Origin of the sequence: Rhodococcus sp. NPDC057014 (genome assembly GCF_042673295.1) — a bacterium.
GTDB lineage: Bacteria > Actinomycetota > Actinomycetes > Mycobacteriales > Mycobacteriaceae > Rhodococcus_F.
Genome location: NZ_JBHUSF010000208.1, coordinates 1 through 15,848, shown reverse-complemented (window position 1 = coordinate 15,848; position 15,848 = coordinate 1). Strand labels below are relative to the sequence as shown.

Genomic DNA, 15,848 nt, shown 5'->3' with positions numbered 1-15,848 from the left:
CGCCTCGGCCAGGCACGACGCCCCGGACGGCGTCGCACCGTCGACCGGGTCGCGGGGACGGGTCACGAGGGTTTCGGCGTCGTCGGCCGTGTCGAACCAGCTCCCGGGACGCTCGTCGTCGGCGAAATGGATCAGTGCGCGGTCCAGCAGCGACTGCGCGCGCGCCAGCCATTCGGCGCCGCCGGTCGCCTGATACAACGCGAGCAGCCCGGTCGCCAGGCAGGCGTAGTCCTCGAGCACCCCCGCCGGCTCGCCCACCGACGTTCCCAGGGACGCCCGCCGCAGCCGACCGTCCACTACGTGCACGTCCAGCACCGCACGCGCGCACTCGGCGGCGGCCTCCACCCATTCCGGTCTGCCGAGTCCGGCACCCGCCTCCGCCAGCGCGGTGATCGCGAGGCCGTTCCAGGCGGTGACCACCTTGTCGTCGCGGCCCGGCTGCGGCCGCGCCGCACGCCGGGCGAGCAGGGTGCCCCGGATCCGGCGCCAACGGTCCCAGTCGTCCGGGTCGCGCGGGAGTTGCAGTACCGACGTGCCCGCCTCGAACGTCCCGTCCGCGGTCACCGCGAACACCCGGGCCGCCCACTGCCCGTCATCCGGTCCGAGGACCTCGACGAGCTGATCGGGGGTCCACACGTACGTGAGTCCCTCGACGCCCTCGGTGTCGGCGTCGAGGGCGGACGCGAACGACCCGTTCTCGGTGCGCAGATCGCGCAGCAGGAACTCGACGGTCTCCTCGGTGACGCGGACGGCCAGGTCCGAACCCGTCCGCCTGCCCAGGTGCGCGTAGGCGCGCAGCAGCTGGGCGTTGTCGTAGAGCATCTTCTCGAAGTGCGGCACCACCCACGCGGCGTCGACCGAATAGCGAGCGAAACCGCCGCCGAGCTGGTCGTAGATGCCGCCGCGCGCCATCGCCGACGCCGTCCGCGTCACGACGCCGAGCACGTCCGCGTCACCGGACCGCTCGTACGTGCGCAGCAGGCCTTCCATCAGGGCGGACGGCGGGAACTTGGGGGCTCCCCCGAACCCGCCGCGTTCGGCGTCCTCGTCCCCCAGCACGGTCCGGGCGGCCGCGTCCAGCAGTGCCGCGGTCACCCGGACATCACCTTCGGGGATGCCGCCGGCTCCGCGCCGCAGTTCCGCGACCACCGAAGCGGCCGCGTCGTCGACATCGCCGCGGCGGTCCCGCCACGTGTCCGCGATGGCCCCCAGCAGCTGGGTGAACGACGGCATCCCGCCACGCGGCTCCGCCGGGTAGTAGGTGCCGCAGTAGAACGGGGCCCCGTCCGGGGTGAGGAAACACGTCATCGGCCAGCCGCCCTGGCCGGTCATCGCGACCGTGGCGTTCATGTACACGGCGTCGAGGTCGGGACGCTCCTCGCGATCGACCTTGACGCACACGAAATGCTCGTTCATCAGCGACGCCACCACCTCGTCCTCGAAGGACTCGTGCGCCATCACGTGGCACCAGTGGCACGCCGAGTATCCGATCGACAGCAGGATCGGGACATCCCGCTCCCGCGCCCACTCGGTCGCCTCGGGACCCCACTGCTGCCAGTGCACCGGGTTGTCGGCGTGCTGCCGCAGATAGGGGCTGGTGGACCCACCGAGCGTGTTGCGTTCGCGTGGGTCCATGTCCAGCTCCTGTTCGACTACTTCTGCAGGTTCGGCGGGGTGTCCGTGGGCTTCGGCGGTTCGGTCTTGCCCGCGCCGCCGCCGTGGATCGCGCCGCGGTCGGTGCCCTCGTCCACTTCCTGGTCCGGTTCGGGATGTTCCGGCTCGAACGTCTCGGGCAGGTTCTTGAGCTTCTTGTTCATCGAACGCACCAACAGCACCACACCCGCGAGCAGCGCGAGAATGACGACGAGGCCGATGGGCGAAGCCTTGCCGAACTCGGGACCGGACGGGGTGCTCGGCGTCTGCGCCAGGATGTCTGCCGCGCCGGCCACGATGTTCACCGTCAGCGCATTCACTGCTGGCCGTCCTCGTGGATGCCCGCGAACAGATCGCTCTCCGGGATGGAGGTCGTGACCCGCGTCTTGGCGAGCTCGAATTCCTCGGTCGGCCAGATCTTCTGCTGGATCTCGAGCGGAACCGCGAAGAACGAGCCGTTCGGGTCGATCTGCGTCGCGTGGGCACGCAACGCGTCGTCACGCTGCGGGAAATAGTCGCCGCACGTGATCTGGGTGGTGACGCGCGCCATCAGGTCACCCTGCTCGGTCTTCCACTTCTTGAGCCACTCGGCCATCGGGAATTCCTCGCCGCGGCGCTCGTACTCCTCCTGGAACTGCAGGAGACGTTTCCGGATGAAGCCGTGCGAGTAATAGACCTTCTGCACCTTCCACGGCGCACCGGCGTCCGGAAACTGCTCCGGGTCGGCGGCGGCCTCGTAGGCGGCCATCGACACCTCGTGGCAGCGGATGTGATCGGGGTGCGGGTACCCGCCGTTCTCGTCGTACGTGGTCAAGACGTGCGGACGGAACTCACGGATGGCGCGCACCAGGGCCTCGGTCGACTCCTCGAGCGGAACGAGCGCGAAGCAGCCCTCCGGCAGCGGCGGCTTCGGGTCGCCCTCCGGGAGGCCGGAGTCCACGAATCCCAGCCACTGGTGCTGGACTCCCAGGATCCGCGCGGCCTCGGCCATTTCCTCAATGCGCACCTCGTGGATGCGGTCACGCACCCCGGGCACGTCCATCGCGGGGTTGAGGATGTCGCCACGTTCACCACCGGTCAACGTCACGACCTTCACTTCGTTGCCCTCTGCGGCGTAACGGGCCGTTGTCGCGGCACCCTTGCTCGACTCGTCGTCGGGATGCGCATGGACGGCCATGAGCCGGAATCCGCTCACGTATTCGTTCACCTCAACTTCGCCAGTAGCCGTTGCCGGCTTGTCCGTGTCGCGCGCTCTCGCGTCCGCCATCGCTGACGGCGCACCGACGCACGTCCTCTATAGTTCCACCCGAGAGTTCCGCTTGCAGCCGTGCCCCCGCTCGAGTGCTGTGAGTTACGTGGAACCGGAGCGGTACGAGAGTTGAGAGATGACGAGAACGCTTCCCCCGGGCCGATACACAGCCGCGGCAAAGCCCGCGCGCCCGAAGCGCTGGCTCGTGTGGGCGCTCTCCGCGGCGGTCGTCGTCGGCGGCGTGATCGTGGCGCTCGTCGCATACGACAAGTTCGCCGTCTCCGAGATCGACAGTGAAGCCACGTCGTTCGATCTGGTCAGTGATTCACAGCTCGACATCACGTTCACCGTCACCCGGGAAGATCCGTCGCGCGCCGCGGTGTGCATCGTCCGATCCCGTTCCAAGGACGGTTCCGAGACCGGCAGGCGTGAGGTGTACATCGCCGGCGGCGACAGCCAGACGGTGAAAGTCACCGCTCCCGTCTACACGTCGCGCCCCCCTGCGATGGGCGACATCTACGGCTGCAGCCTGGACGTTCCGGCCTACCTGACCGGCGGCTGACACCCCCGCAGCCGAGCGACCGTTCGGGTTATTCGGGGTTTGCGCTCCCCGATCGTGCTAGAATCGCCTGGTACACGGTTCCGTTTGGAACCGTGTATTGCTGCATTGGCGGCAAGGCGGACGACGAACGGCCCCGGCCGTCGAATCCGCCGAGCCGTTGATCACTGCTGTTGCAGTGGTCTGTCGAGGGAGCCCGGCGGCTCCAACTACGAGGGAGTGATCGAGATGACCGAGACCCAGGTGACCTGGCTAACCCAGGAGTCACATGACAGGCTCAAGAGCGAACTCGACCAGCTCATTGCCAATCGTCCGGTCATCGCCGCCGAGATCAACGAGCGTCGCGAAGAGGGCGATCTGAAGGAGAACGGTGGCTACCACGCGGCCCGTGAAGAGCAGGGTCAGCAGGAGGCGCGCATCCGTCAGCTCCAGGAACTGCTGAACAGCGCGAAGGTCGGCGAGGCCCCCACCCAGTCGGGTGTCGCACTGCCCGGTTCCGTGGTGAAGGTCTACTACGACGGAGACGAGAAGGACACCGAGACGTTCCTGATCGCCACCCGCGAAGAGGGTGCACGCGACAACAAGCTCGAGGTGTATTCGCCCAACTCCCCGCTGGGTGGCGCGCTGCTCGAGGCGAAGGTCGGCGAGACTCGCGAATACACGCTGCCCAACGGCAGCAGCATGAAGGTGACGCTCGTCAGCGCGGAGCCGTACCACAGCTGATCTCGGATCAACCGCCGAAAACTCCGGTCCGGGCCCAGTGCCCGGGCCGGAGTTTTCTGCGTCGAGCCCTGCGGACGGGATCAGAAGACTCGGCGGGCCTTCATATCGGCGAACACGGGTCCGATGCGCACCACGTCGCCCGTCGTCGGGGCGTGCAGCATCTGGCCGTTGCCGACGTAGATCGCCACGTGACCCGGCCCACCCGACTGCCAGTTGCCGAACAGCAGGTCTCCGGGCCTGGCCTCCGACAGCGGCACCTCCACACCGACATTCCACTGCGTCTCCGACGTGCGGGGAAGTTTGACGCCGGTGGCGGCGTACACGGCGAACGAGGTCAGCCCCGAGCAGTCGAACCCGCCGCCGGACGGACCGTTGATGTTGCCGCCGCCCCACACGTAGGGCAGGCCGATGAACCGCATGGCCGCCTCCACGACGCGGCTCGTGTCGCCGGCGGCCGCACCGTAGAAGAACGGCGACAGCATCCGCGCGAACGACTCCTCGAGCGATCGGATGCGTGCGACGTACGGCTGCGTTTCGTGCTCGTAGTCGAACTTGCCGGCGGGCATGCCTCCGGCGGTCCGGACAGCACCCGCACCGGCGTTGTAGGCGGCGATCGTGAGGTCGAGGGTGTCTCCCTTGACGACGCCCTCCTTCTTCCACCCGTCGATCTGACCGAACAGGTCGCACAGCATCTGACCGGACGCCATCATCGGATCGGCGACGCCGTTGATGTCGACCTTGCCGTCGCCGTCCGCGTCCTTGCCGTACCGCGCCCAGGCTTCGGGCATGAACTGGCCGGGACCGCGGGCACCCGCCCGGGACACCGGTGACGTCGCGCCGTAGCGGAACCCGTTCTCGACCGAGTACAGGGCCGCCAGTGTCGGCGGCTTGATGCCCTCGCACAGCGCTCCGGCCTTGCGGATCCACGGTGCGAAGACGGCGATGGCGCCGACGGGCGCGAGCGAGACACCGGGAAATCCGGCGGGAACGGACGGGATCAGCGATCCGAGCCCGCTGATGAGGGCCGGTACCCCCGGCAGAGCGGCGAGGCCCCCGATCGCGGTTCCGACGTCGGGGGCACTCATCACGGGGGGCTGGTCGAGCGGGGCGTCCGGCAGGGCCGGTGGCGGTACGGGGGCGGGCGGCGGCGCCGCCTCGACGGCGGGTGGCGGCGGAATGTATGGGTCGGTTGCCTGCTTCACGACGTCCGAGGCCTGCGCCACCATCTGCTCGGCCTGCACGCGCGCCGGTTCGGGGAGGGTCGACAATGCGTCGTTTACTTGTTTCTGAACGTCGGGTGAGGCCTGCTCGACCACCTGAATTGCTTCTGCTGCTTGATCTTTCACCGGCTGCGGTATGTCCGCTCCCTGAACGATGGCCCCCGCTGCGGTGGTGATCGCCACGATGATCGCCGCTGCATCAACTGACATACGTGCGCTCCTCCTCCTCGGTGCACCTAACCGAGTGAGTTCACGTTACGACGGGGCACAGCAGATGCGAGGCGATTCTGCGGGATTGATCCGTTTCCTACCGTGACCTGCGGGAGAACGGCACCCGACGAATCCCGTCCCCTCCATCACCCACTGACCGGCACGAATCGTTCGCTGAGGATCGCGACCAGGTCACCCCCATCCGTGGTGTCGTCGTCCAACGCCCGGAGGAGCGACGCGCGGCGGTCCTGCGAGATCGGTTCGATTCCGCCGAAGATCTGCCACGTGTCCCCCGCCGGGACGACGCGGGCACAGATCAGATTCCCGGGATGCAACTGGTGGCTCGCGGTGACTTCCCTGATGTCGCGCCGGTCGCCGGTGCGCAGGTCCCGCAATGTCAGACCCGCACCCGGCCGGACCTCCTCCACCTCGTGCAGCGACCGTTCGACCTCCTGCCACTGTCGCGCGAGCGCGAACTCGTCCGGGGGCAGCAAGTCGCCGCGGCACTCAACGAAGTCGGCGAACGCACCGCCCTCGAACAGTGCGACGTCGGTGACCAGAGGGTCCTCCAGCGCCTCGAACAGCGCCGCGTCGCCGGGCCAGTTCTCGGAACGGATTTCGGCGTAGTCGATGATCTGATCGCGCCAGCCGAGTTCCTGCGCGTGCAACTTCGCTTTCTGGTACAGCCACCCGGCCCGCTCGGACAACGCATGGTCGCCCTTGCCGAGGTGGCACGTCTTGTACTTCCTTCCCGACCCGCACCAGCAAGGATGGTTGCGGCCCAGCCCCGGCCGCGGCGTCGGCTGAAAGTATTCGAGCACCGCGTGCAGCGGCTCCGCATCCCCGGCGGCCATCCGGTTCAGCAACGACAGCCCGCGGACGGCATCGCCGCGGTCCGAGGCGAAACGGGCAAGGTCGAAGAGAGCGAGATCGAATGCTCCGTCCAGGACGAGCGCGTGTTCGTAGTGTTCTTCGGCCTGTTTCGGGAAGCCCTGCATCTCGGTGGCCCGGCCGGCGATCCACGCGGCAGCGGCTTTCACTTCGCGCGGTCCCGACACGAGCAGCCGCTGCGCTGCGAGCAGGAGCACCTCGGGGTCGACGTCCACGTCGAACAACTCCTGAGCGGCGACTTCCATGACAGCCGGATCGGCGAGGGCTGCGTAGCGCTCCGGCCTGTCGAAGAACCTCGCCTGGATGTCCTGGTCCTCGTCTTCCTCGAGCGCGGTGACCAGCGATACCAGCGTGGCGACGGCCACCGCCGCGTCCATGTTCACCCCGAGCTCGTCGGCGTACACGCCGATCATCAGGTCCCGGCCGTAGGCCTCGAAATCGAATCCGCGACGGGCGACGAGTTGCCCGGACCTGTCGAGGTCGGCTGCCTCGACTATTTCCGCCAACGGCAGCGCCGGCACGGTGAACGCCGCCGGATCGTCGACCAGGAGATGGCAGACCTCCTCCTCGAGGTCGATCACCGAAGTCTCGTTCAGCCGACGAGTGAGCCGCAGCGCAAGTTCGGGAGCGTCCGCGACCGGCTCGCCGACGACGTCGAGGCGCACTCCGTCGTGCGTGGCGGTCACCGCCACCAGATCCCCGGGAGAACACCGCGCGAGTGTGCCGCGGGGAAACATGAGCACTTCCTCGTCCGGCCAGTTCGCGCCGACGCCCCCTCTCGCGGCGAATTCGTCGGCCTCGTCCTCGAGGAACACGACCTCGAAGCCGTCGACGTCGGGGTCCCCGGATGCGAGGCGCGGAAGTGCGCCGAAATCGTCTGGCGCCACGACATCGGCCGCGATCTCCTCCGCGGTGAGGCGGTGCGTGAGGAGGCGTCCCGCGAGCAGAACGTCGAGCGCCACCCATCGGTCGTCGGGGAGAGTTCCGAGAAGCGGCGCGTCGAACTCCACCACGTAGTCGATCAGGTCGTCGACGCCTCCCCAACCCGAGTCCGCAAGCGCGACTGCCAGCTCCCGGTCGGACAGGGGGCCGCGCTCGCGCAGCACACCCAGAGCGGCATCGAGCAGTTCGTCATGGTCCGCGATCACGGATCCGATCGTAGTGACGACTCCGTCACAGCGGTGGCTGTCGGGCACGACTGCGCACCCGGCGCGGAGAGTCAGATTCTTCCCAGGTTGTTCTAAGGTTCGTCGGGGAAGCTGGTCGGCATGAGTGAAGACCGACGGATTTCCCGCCTGCTTCCCGTTCGCCGCGTGTTGGCGGCAGCCGGAATCGCCGGACTGGTCGCCGGTGGCGGTATGGCGGCGGCCGCTGATCCCGCGACCCCCGATTCGACGGTGGCAGCGCCCCTCGTCTCGGCCGGATTCGGCGCACCGGACGCCGTGTCCAGCGGTTCCTGAGATCCCGCCACCGGAGAACCACCACATGACCAGCGCACGCAGCGCAACCGAATGGTCCACCTGGGGTGTGCACGCACGGATCGTCGTCACCGACCCCGACGCCCTGAGCTCGGCGTCGAACCTGATCCGCGGTTACCTCGCGGCCGCCGACGCCGCCGTCAACCGCGACCGCGCCGACGCCGAGATCCGCGCGCTCGACGAGGGCCCGAACACGGTGACCCCGATGTTCGCGCGGTTCCTCACCGACGCCCTCGCCGCGGCGCGCACCACGGACGGCGCCCTCGACCCCACGGTGTCGGCGCCCGCACCCCACTCGTGGCGGTCGATCACCGTCGACGGCACCGAGGTCACACTTCCCGCCGGGGTGGAACTCGACCTCACGGCCACCGCGCGGGCGAGTTCCGCCGACCACTGTGCGTCGACGACAGCGGAGTTGCTCGGGTGCGGCGTGCTGGTCGCGCTCGGCGGCGACATCGCCACGGCCGGGGCCACACCGCCGGGCGGCTGGCAGGTCCAGGTCCAGGATCTGCCGGGCGATCCCACCTGCCAGGTGTCGATCCCGTCCGGTGCGGCCGTCGCGACCGCCAGCACCGTCAAACCCCTGCACCCCGACTCGGTCTCGTTGTGGCGGACCGTGTCGGTGGTTGCGGCGTCCTGCACCACCGCGCACGCGTCGAGCACGGCGGCGGTCGGGATGGGCGGCGGCGCGATCGACTGGCTCACCAACCTGGAGTTGCCTGCCCGGCTGGTCGATCAGGAGTTCCGGGTGATCACCCTGGGCGGCTGGCCGAGCTAGGTCCGGCCTACTCCTGCAAACGGACCGAGTAGCGGGCGTCGCGCAGGGCCTCGAGAAGATCCTGGCGGTGTCCGGGACCGCGGGTCTCGACGGTGAGGAACACCTCCACCTCGTCGAGTGCGAGCGCGCCGCCGGTGCGGGAGTGGACGACGTCGACGACGCTGGCGCCGTTGCCGCTGATCACGCCCAGTAGTCTGACCAGACCACCCGGTCGGTCCGGAATGGTCACGTGCACACCGAGATACCGGCCGGCCGCCCGGAGACCGTGGTTGACGACGTGGGTGAGCAGCAACGGGTCGATGTTGCCGCCGGACAGCACCGCGCACACCTTCCCGGTGAGCCCCAGCTCGTCCGTCGAGCAGCTGATCAACGCGGCCACCGCCGCCGCGCCCGCGGGCTCCACGATGAGCTTCGCGCGCTCGAGGCACAGGAGCAGTGCCCGCGACAGCGCGTCCTCGCTGACGGTGACGATGGCGTCGACCTGGGAACCGACGTGAGCGAACGGCACGTCGCCGGGGCGGCCGACCGCGATACCGTCGGCCATGGTCGACATGGTCTCCAGCGGTATCGGGCGACCCTCGGCCAGCGACCGCGGCCAGGCCGCCGCCTGCTCGGCCTGGACCCCGACGATCCGTACGTCGGGCCGCGTCGCCTTCACCGCGGCGGCGATACCCGCGATCAGACCACCGCCGCCGGTCGGGACGACGATCGTGCCGACGTCGGGTTCCTGCTCGAGGATCTCGAGCCCGACGGTCCCCTGCCCGGCGACGATGTCGACGTGGTCGAAGGGATGGATGAGGACGGCGCCGGTCTCGTCCGCGTACGCCTTCGCGGCGACGAGCGCGTCGTCCACCGTGTCGCCGGTGAGGTGGACGGTCGCGCCGTACGCCTTGGTGGCCACGAGTTTCGGCAGGGGTGCGCCGGTGGGCATGAAGACGGTGGACGGGATGCCCAGTTCGGTGGCGGCCCAGGCCACACCCTGCGCGTGATTGCCTGCGCTGGCCGCCACGACCCCGCACGCGCGTTCCGCGACCGCCAGGTTCGCGATCCGGTTGTACGCACCACGAGGTTTGAAAGATCCTGTGCGTTGCAGATTTTCGCACTTCAGCGACACGACGTGCCCGCATCGTTCCGACAGTGCCCGGGACGCGATCACCGGCGTCCGGCGCATGACGGGGTCCAGCAGCTTACGGGCTGCTCTGATCTGATCCAGCGTGACAGGCTCCACGCGGGTCAGCATAGGGCGCTCCGCGCCCCGTGCGTGGTTACCGAGTGCAGAGACTCCTTAACCACGCACGGGCGCCGGAGGCGCCTACTTCAGCGCCTGCTCGATGTCGCCCACCAGATCGGCGGCGTCCTCGATGCCGACGGACAGGCGGACCAGGTCGTCCGGCACCTCGAGGAGCGAACCGGCGGTCGAGGCGTGGGTCATTGCGCCCGGGTGCTCGATCAGCGATTCGACGCCACCGAGCGACTCGGCCAGCGTGAAGATCTCGGTACGCGAGCAGAAGTCCAGCGCAGCCTGCTTGCCGCCTGCGAGGCGGACCGAGATCATGCCGCCGAAACGACGCATCTGCTTCTCCGCGACCTTGTGGCCGGGATGCGTCTCGAGCCCGGGGTAGATCACCTGCGACACCGCGGGGTGCCCGCTGAGCAGTTCGACGACCTTCTCGGCGTTGTCGCTGTGCCGCTCCATGCGCAGCGAGAGGGTCTTGATGCCGCGGAGGGTGAGGAACGCGTCGAACGGTCCGGGGACCGCGCCGGCACCGTTCTGCAGGAACGCGAACGCCGTGTCGAGTTCTTCGTCGTTGGTGACGAGTGCGCCGCCGACGACGTCGGAGTGCCCACCGATGTACTTCGTCGTCGAGTGCAGCGCGATGTCGGCGCCGAGCTGCAGCGGCTGCTGCAGGTACGGCGACGCGAACGTGTTGTCGACGACGATCTTCGCGCCGGCCTCGTGTGCGATGTCGGACAGCGCCTCGATGTCACCGATGTTGAGGAGCGGGTTGGTGGGAGTCTCGACCCACACGAGCTTGGTGTTGGGCCGGATGGCGGCCCGGACCGCGTCCACGTCGGACACCGCGGCGGGCGTGTACTCGATGCCCCACTGGGTGAAGACCTTGTCGATCAGGCGGAACGTTCCGCCGTAGGCGTCGTTCGGGATGACGAGGTGGTCGCCGGGGCGGAGCGCGGCACGGAGCAGGCAGTCGGTGGCGGCCATACCCGACCCGAAGGCGCGACCGTACGTGCCCGACTCGAGGGCGGCGAGGTTGGCCTCGAGCGGTCGTCGGGTGGGGTTGCCGGTGCGGGCGTATTCGAATCCGTTCCGCATGCCGCCGACGCCGTCCTGTGCGAACGTCGAACTCGCGTAGATGGGGACGTTGACGGCGCCCGTCTGCGGGTCGGGGTCGAATCCTGCGTGCACGGCCTTGGTGGAGAACCCCTGCCAGCTGATGTTGTCCGCTTTGCTGCGCTGCTCACTCATGGCCCCCAGCCTAGTGGGGACCTAATTCTCCAGATACTCCGCGATGGCGAAGGCGACGTCGAGCTTGGTCGCGTCGCTGACGGACGGGTCGAGCGCGTTGACGATGATGCTGTGCTCGGGTGTGAGCAGGGCCATGGCCACGACGTCGAGGACCACCCCGCCGAACTCGGCGGACCGGGGGTCGGCGACGACGTTCGTCCCGTTCCGCATCTCGACGATGACGGCAGGATCGGTGATCTGCGGCCTGACCGATGCGGTGATGGTGCTCATCACGTTGGTCGGTCCCTTGGACCACGAGCAGGTCGGATCGGTCGATCCGGGGAGGACGGCCTCGGTGAGATGCGGCCGGTCCGAGACGAGCCGGCCGAGCGCGGTCGTCAGCGCGGCGCAGTCGGCGGACGTCCCCGAGGGCGACGTGCCCGAGGACACCGATCCGACGTCCGGCGAACCCGGCTGTGCGACGGCTGCACCGTCGATGCTGTTCCCGCATCCGGCGACGGCGAACCCGAGCAGGGCCACCGGGACCACCAGGACACGACGCAGACGAGCACTCACTGTGGACTCCCCCTCACGGACACCGGACCGGCACCCCACTGTGCACCGTACGTTCCGTGCGCAGCGGGGACCGGTCTTCTCGTCCTGCCCTCCGCGTGTCGTCTAGGAGCCGGCGCTGAGGAAACCGAGAAGGTCGTGACGGGTGATGACGCCCGCGGGCTTTCCGTCGTCGACGACCATCAGCGCGTCGGTGTCGCCGAGCGCCTTGGTGGCAGCCGACACCGGTTCGCCCGAACCGATGAGCGGGAACGGCTTGCTCATGTGCTTCTCGACCGGGTCGGCGAGGTGTGCGCGGCCCTCGAAGACCGCGCTGAGCAGGTCGCGCTCGGTGACGCTGCCCGCGACCTCACCGGCCATGACAGGCGGCTCGGCACCGACGACGGGCATCTGGGACACCCCGTACTCGCGGAGGATCTCGATGGCGTCGCGCAGCGTCTCGGACGGGTGGGTGTGGACGAGGTCCGGGAGTTCGCCGGACTTGCCGCGCAGCACGTCGCCGACGGTCTTCTCGTCGGGCTTGCCGTCGAGCGGGGTGCGGAGGAATCCGTAGGACGCCATCCACTTGTCGTTGAAGATCTTCGACAGGTATCCGCGGCCGCCGTCGGGCAGCAGGACGACGATGACGGCGTCGGGGCCCTCACGCTTGGCGACCTCGAGCGCGGCGACGACGGCCATGCCGCAGGAACCACCGACCAGCAGGCCCTCCTCGCGGGCGAGACGACGGGTCATCTCGAAGGAGTCGGCGTCGGACACGGCGATGATCTCGTCGGGGATGGACGGGTCGTAGGCGCTGGGCCAGAAGTCCTCGCCCACTCCCTCGACCAGGTACGGACGGCCGGTGCCACCCGAGTACACGGAGCCCTCGGGGTCGGCGCCGATGACCTTGACCTTGCCACCGGACACCTCCTTGAGGTAGCGGCCGGTGCCGGTGATGGTGCCGCCGGTGCCGACGCCCGCGACGAAGTGGGTGATCTTGCCGTCGGTGTCGGCCCAGATCTCGGGGCCGGTGGTCTCGTAGTGGCTCTGCGGACCGCCCGGGTTGGAGTACTGGTTGGGCTTCCAGCCGCCGGGGAGTTCGCGGGCGAGGCGGTCGGAGACGCTGTAGTAGCTGTCCGGGTGCTCGGGCGCGACCGCGGTGGGGCATACCACGACCTCGGCGCCGTACGCCTTGAGGACGTTCCGCTTGTCTTCGCTGACCTTGTCGGGGCACACGAACACGCACTTGTATCCGCGCTTCTGGGCGACCAGCGCGAGGCCGATGCCGGTGTTGCCGGACGTGGGTTCGACGATGGTCCCACCCGGCTTCAGCTCGCCCGACGCCTCCGCGGCGTCGATCATCTTGACCGCGATGCGGTCCTTCGAGCTTCCCCCCGGGTTGAGGTATTCGATCTTGGCTGCAACGGTCCCGTGGTTCTCACCGATGACGGAGGAGAGCTTGACGAGAGGGGTGTTGCCGATCAGGTCGACGACGTGTTCCGCGATGCGCATGCCTCCATGCTCCCAGATGCCCTGATCCGATGCTCACAGACGTCCGGCACGGGGGCCCCGATCCGACTAGATTGGTGCCGACGCAGTCCGCTGGAACCCGTGAGATGAGCACCACGTAGCGGAAAGGTGAGACCAGTGCCCAAGAGGACCTGGCAGACCGGAGTGAAGGCCGGCGCCGCGGCTGTCGTGGCAGGTTCGAGCGCAGGCACGCTGTCGTGGGCGGCGTACTCGTATCTGATGTCGCAGGCGACGGCGGCCCGCGGGGTGATCGGGCGCAACGTCGCCAAGCCGCCGGAGGCCGACGGCGTCTACTCCCCCGGCGCCGCGGTGCCCGACCGGTGGCTGCGGACCACCCCCTACGACATCCACCTGATGATCTTCGGCGACTCCACGGCCGCCGGGGTGGGGTGCCTGTCGGCGGCGGAGGTGCCCGGCGTGCAGATCGCACGACGCCTCGCCGACGAGACCGGGAAGCGGATCCGGCTGAGCACCAAGGCCATCGGCGGCGCCACGTCCCGCGGGCTCAGCGGGCAGGTGGACGCGATGTTCGTCGCCGGGCCGCCGCCGGATGCCGCGGTGATCCTGGTCGGCGCCAACGATGTGACGAGCAAGAACTCCATCCGGGCGTCGGCACGCAGACTCGGGGAGGCCGTCGAGCGACTCCGCGCCCACGACTGTGCCGTCGTCGTCGGGACCTGCCCCGACCTGGGAGTGGTGACGGCTATTCCGCAGCCTCTCCGGACCGTCGTCCGGACGTGGGGTCTACGACTGGCCCGGGCGCAGGCGGCCGCGACCAGCGCGGCGGGCGGCCACCCGGTTGCACTGGCCGACCTGCTGGCCCCCGAGTTCCTGGCGGCGCCCGACCGGATGTTCTCCTCCGACCACTTCCACCCGTCGGCGGCCGGCTACGAATTGGCGGCGATCCAGATCGTGCCCGTACTCGCGACGGCCCTGGGCGTGTGGCACGGCGGCCCCCTGCCCGATCTGCCGGAGGTGTCGGAGGCCGCGGAATCACGCAAGCTGTCGACCCGGATGACGGCCTCGCTCAACCGTTTCCTGTGGCGACGCGACGTCCGGCGACGCGCACCCGCCCGCCTCGACGAACTCCTCGCGATCCAGGAGGCGTCCGCGCCCGGGACGCGACGGGTCGCTGAGTGAGATGGCGACGACCCCGGCGGCGCCCGGCAACGTAAGTTGTCGGGAAGGCCACAGAACGGGTGGTCTGAAACACAGTGCAGACACCCGCAGTTGACAAAGGAGTTTTCATGCCCGAGGCAGTCATCGTCTCCGCAGTACGCTCACCGATCGGCCGAGCCATGAAGGGCTCGCTCAAGACCATCCGCCCGGATGATCTGACGACGCAGATGGTGGCCGCGGCGCTGGCGAAGATCCCCGAACTCGACCCCACCGAGATCGACGACCTGCTCCTCGGCTGCGGACAGCCCGCCGGACAGTCGGGCTTCAACATCGCCCGCGTCGTCGCGGTGGAACTGGGTTACGACTTCCTGCCCGGCGTCACCGTCAACCGCTACTGTTCGTCCTCGCTGCAGACAACCCGCATGGCACTGCACGCGATCAAGGCCGGCGAAGGCGACGTCTTCGTCTCCGCCGGTGTCGAGTCGGTGTCCAGCTTCGTCACCGGCAACGCCGACGGCCTGCCGAACACCAAGAACGCGAGGTTCGCCGACGCCGAGGCGCGCACCGCGAAGCTCGCCGAGGGCGGTGTCGCGTGGACAGACCCGCGTGAGAACGACCAGATCCCCGACGTCTACATCGCCATGGGGCAGACCGCCGAGAACGTCGCTTCGGCCACCGGCATCACCCGCGAGGAGCAGGACCGCTGGGGCGTCCGCTCGCAGAACCGCGCGGAGGAAGCGATCAAGAACGGCTTCTTCGAGCGGGAGATCACCCCGGTCACCCTCCCCGACGGCACCGTCGTCAGCACCGACGACGGCCCCCGCGCCGGCACCACGTACGAGGGCATCAGCCAGCTGAAGCCGGTGTTCCGGCCCGACGGCACCGTCACCGCGGGTAACGCGTGCCCCCTCAACGACGGTGCCGCCGCGCTCGTGATCATGTCCGACACCAAGGCCAAGGCCCTCGGCCTGACCCCGCTTGCGCGCATCGTGTCCACCGGGGTGTCCGGCCTGTCGCCCGAGATCATGGGTCTCGGCCCGATCGAGGCCGTCAAGAAGGCACTCGCCATCGCGGGCAAGTCCATCTCCGACATCGACCTGTTCGAGATCAACGAGGCGTTCGCGGTGCAGGTTCTCGGTTCCGCCCGCGAACTGAACATCGACGAGGACAAGCTGAACATCTCCGGCGGCGCCATCGCCCTCGGCCACCCGTTCGGCATGACCGGCGCCCGCATCACCAACACCCTGCTGAACAACCTCCGCGAGCAGGACAAGACGTTCGGCGTCGAGACCATGTGCGTCGGCGGCGGTCAGGGCATGGCGATGGTCCTCGAGCGCCTGAGCTAGGCGGCTCCGCCGCCCGTGCGTGGTTGACGAGTGCAGAGACTCGCTAACCACTCACGGGCGCGAAGCGCCTAGTCGC

The 15,848-nt window shown here is 69.0% G+C and carries 15 protein-coding genes; 6 read left to right on the top strand and 9 right to left on the bottom strand.

What is annotated here, in order from left to right:
* The 3 genes from ACFTZB_RS30535 to mca all read right to left on the bottom strand — a co-directional run.
* On the bottom strand, positions 1-1,635 hold a 1,635-nt coding region (locus tag ACFTZB_RS30535; RefSeq protein ID WP_378437154.1), incomplete at its 3' end, for a thioredoxin domain-containing protein.
* A gap of 17 nt (positions 1,636-1,652) precedes the next feature.
* Positions 1,653-1,973, bottom strand: a complete 321-nt coding sequence (locus ACFTZB_RS30530; protein ID WP_072940693.1) for a hypothetical protein — start codon at positions 1,971-1,973, stop codon at positions 1,653-1,655.
* The gene (gene mca, locus ACFTZB_RS30525) at positions 1,970-2,848 is read right to left on the bottom strand and encodes a mycothiol conjugate amidase Mca (protein WP_378437152.1); all 879 of its coding nucleotides are present in this window, start codon (positions 2,846-2,848) and stop codon (positions 1,970-1,972) included. The genes ACFTZB_RS30530 and mca overlap by 4 nt, the downstream gene beginning before the upstream one ends.
* 190 nt (positions 2,849-3,038) lie before the next feature.
* On the opposite strand from mca, the gene ACFTZB_RS30520 reads away from it, so the two are divergent.
* Both ACFTZB_RS30520 and greA read left to right on the top strand, forming a co-directional pair.
* Positions 3,039-3,464 carry a DUF4307 domain-containing protein gene (locus ACFTZB_RS30520; RefSeq protein WP_378437150.1) on the top strand — a complete coding sequence of 142 codons (426 nt, stop codon included), beginning with the start codon at positions 3,039-3,041 and terminating at the stop codon, positions 3,462-3,464.
* A gap of 225 nt (positions 3,465-3,689) precedes the next feature.
* Positions 3,690-4,184, top strand: a complete 495-nt coding sequence (gene greA, locus ACFTZB_RS30515; protein ID WP_005238978.1) for a transcription elongation factor GreA — start codon at positions 3,690-3,692, stop codon at positions 4,182-4,184.
* Between the two features lie 80 nt (positions 4,185-4,264).
* Here the strand turns inward: greA and ACFTZB_RS30510 are convergent, their stop codons facing one another.
* Both ACFTZB_RS30510 and ACFTZB_RS30505 read right to left on the bottom strand, forming a co-directional pair.
* Positions 4,265-5,614 carry an NlpC/P60 family protein gene (locus ACFTZB_RS30510; protein ID WP_378437148.1) on the bottom strand — a complete coding sequence of 450 codons (1,350 nt, stop codon included), beginning with the start codon at positions 5,612-5,614 and terminating at the stop codon, positions 4,265-4,267.
* Between the two features lie 146 nt (positions 5,615-5,760).
* Positions 5,761-7,653 (bottom strand): YecA family protein, encoded by a 1,893-nt coding sequence (locus ACFTZB_RS30505; RefSeq protein ID WP_378437146.1) that lies wholly within the window; start codon positions 7,651-7,653, stop codon positions 5,761-5,763.
* A gap of 120 nt (positions 7,654-7,773) precedes the next feature.
* Between ACFTZB_RS30505 and ACFTZB_RS30500 the strand changes: the two genes are divergently transcribed.
* Positions 7,774-7,965 carry a hypothetical protein gene (locus ACFTZB_RS30500; protein ID WP_009479096.1) on the top strand — a complete coding sequence of 64 codons (192 nt, stop codon included), beginning with the start codon at positions 7,774-7,776 and terminating at the stop codon, positions 7,963-7,965.
* Between the two features lie 25 nt (positions 7,966-7,990).
* A complete protein-coding gene (locus tag ACFTZB_RS30495; protein WP_378437143.1) occupies positions 7,991-8,761 on the top strand; it encodes an FAD:protein FMN transferase in 771 nt (256 codons plus the stop codon).
* Positions 8,762-8,768: 7 nt separating this feature from the next.
* Here ACFTZB_RS30495 and ilvA read toward each other — a convergent pair whose 3' ends face one another.
* From ilvA to ACFTZB_RS30475, 4 genes are all read right to left on the bottom strand, one after another.
* Positions 8,769-10,001, bottom strand: coding sequence for a threonine ammonia-lyase (gene ilvA / locus ACFTZB_RS30490; RefSeq protein WP_378437141.1), 1,233 nt, complete (start codon positions 9,999-10,001; stop codon positions 8,769-8,771).
* Positions 10,002-10,073: 72 nt separating this feature from the next.
* Entirely contained in the window at positions 10,074-11,246 is a 1,173-nt protein-coding gene (locus ACFTZB_RS30485) for a cystathionine gamma-synthase (protein ID WP_378437139.1), read from the bottom strand.
* 21 nt (positions 11,247-11,267) lie between these two features.
* Positions 11,268-11,801: a hypothetical protein gene (locus ACFTZB_RS30480; RefSeq protein WP_378437137.1), complete on the bottom strand. Its 534-nt coding sequence runs from the start codon at positions 11,799-11,801 to the stop codon at positions 11,268-11,270.
* A 102-nt stretch (positions 11,802-11,903) separates the two neighbouring features.
* Positions 11,904-13,289, bottom strand: a complete 1,386-nt coding sequence (locus ACFTZB_RS30475) for a cystathionine beta-synthase (RefSeq protein WP_005255744.1) — start codon at positions 13,287-13,289, stop codon at positions 11,904-11,906.
* Between the two features lie 135 nt (positions 13,290-13,424).
* Between ACFTZB_RS30475 and ACFTZB_RS30470 the strand changes: the two genes are divergently transcribed.
* Together ACFTZB_RS30470 and ACFTZB_RS30465 are read left to right on the top strand one after the other, a co-directional pair.
* Entirely contained in the window at positions 13,425-14,447 is a 1,023-nt protein-coding gene (locus tag ACFTZB_RS30470) for an SGNH/GDSL hydrolase family protein (RefSeq protein WP_378437135.1), read from the top strand.
* 107 nt (positions 14,448-14,554) lie between these two features.
* Entirely contained in the window at positions 14,555-15,772 is a 1,218-nt protein-coding gene (locus ACFTZB_RS30465; RefSeq protein ID WP_378437133.1) for an acetyl-CoA C-acetyltransferase, read from the top strand.
* Positions 15,773-15,848 lie beyond the last annotated feature (76 nt).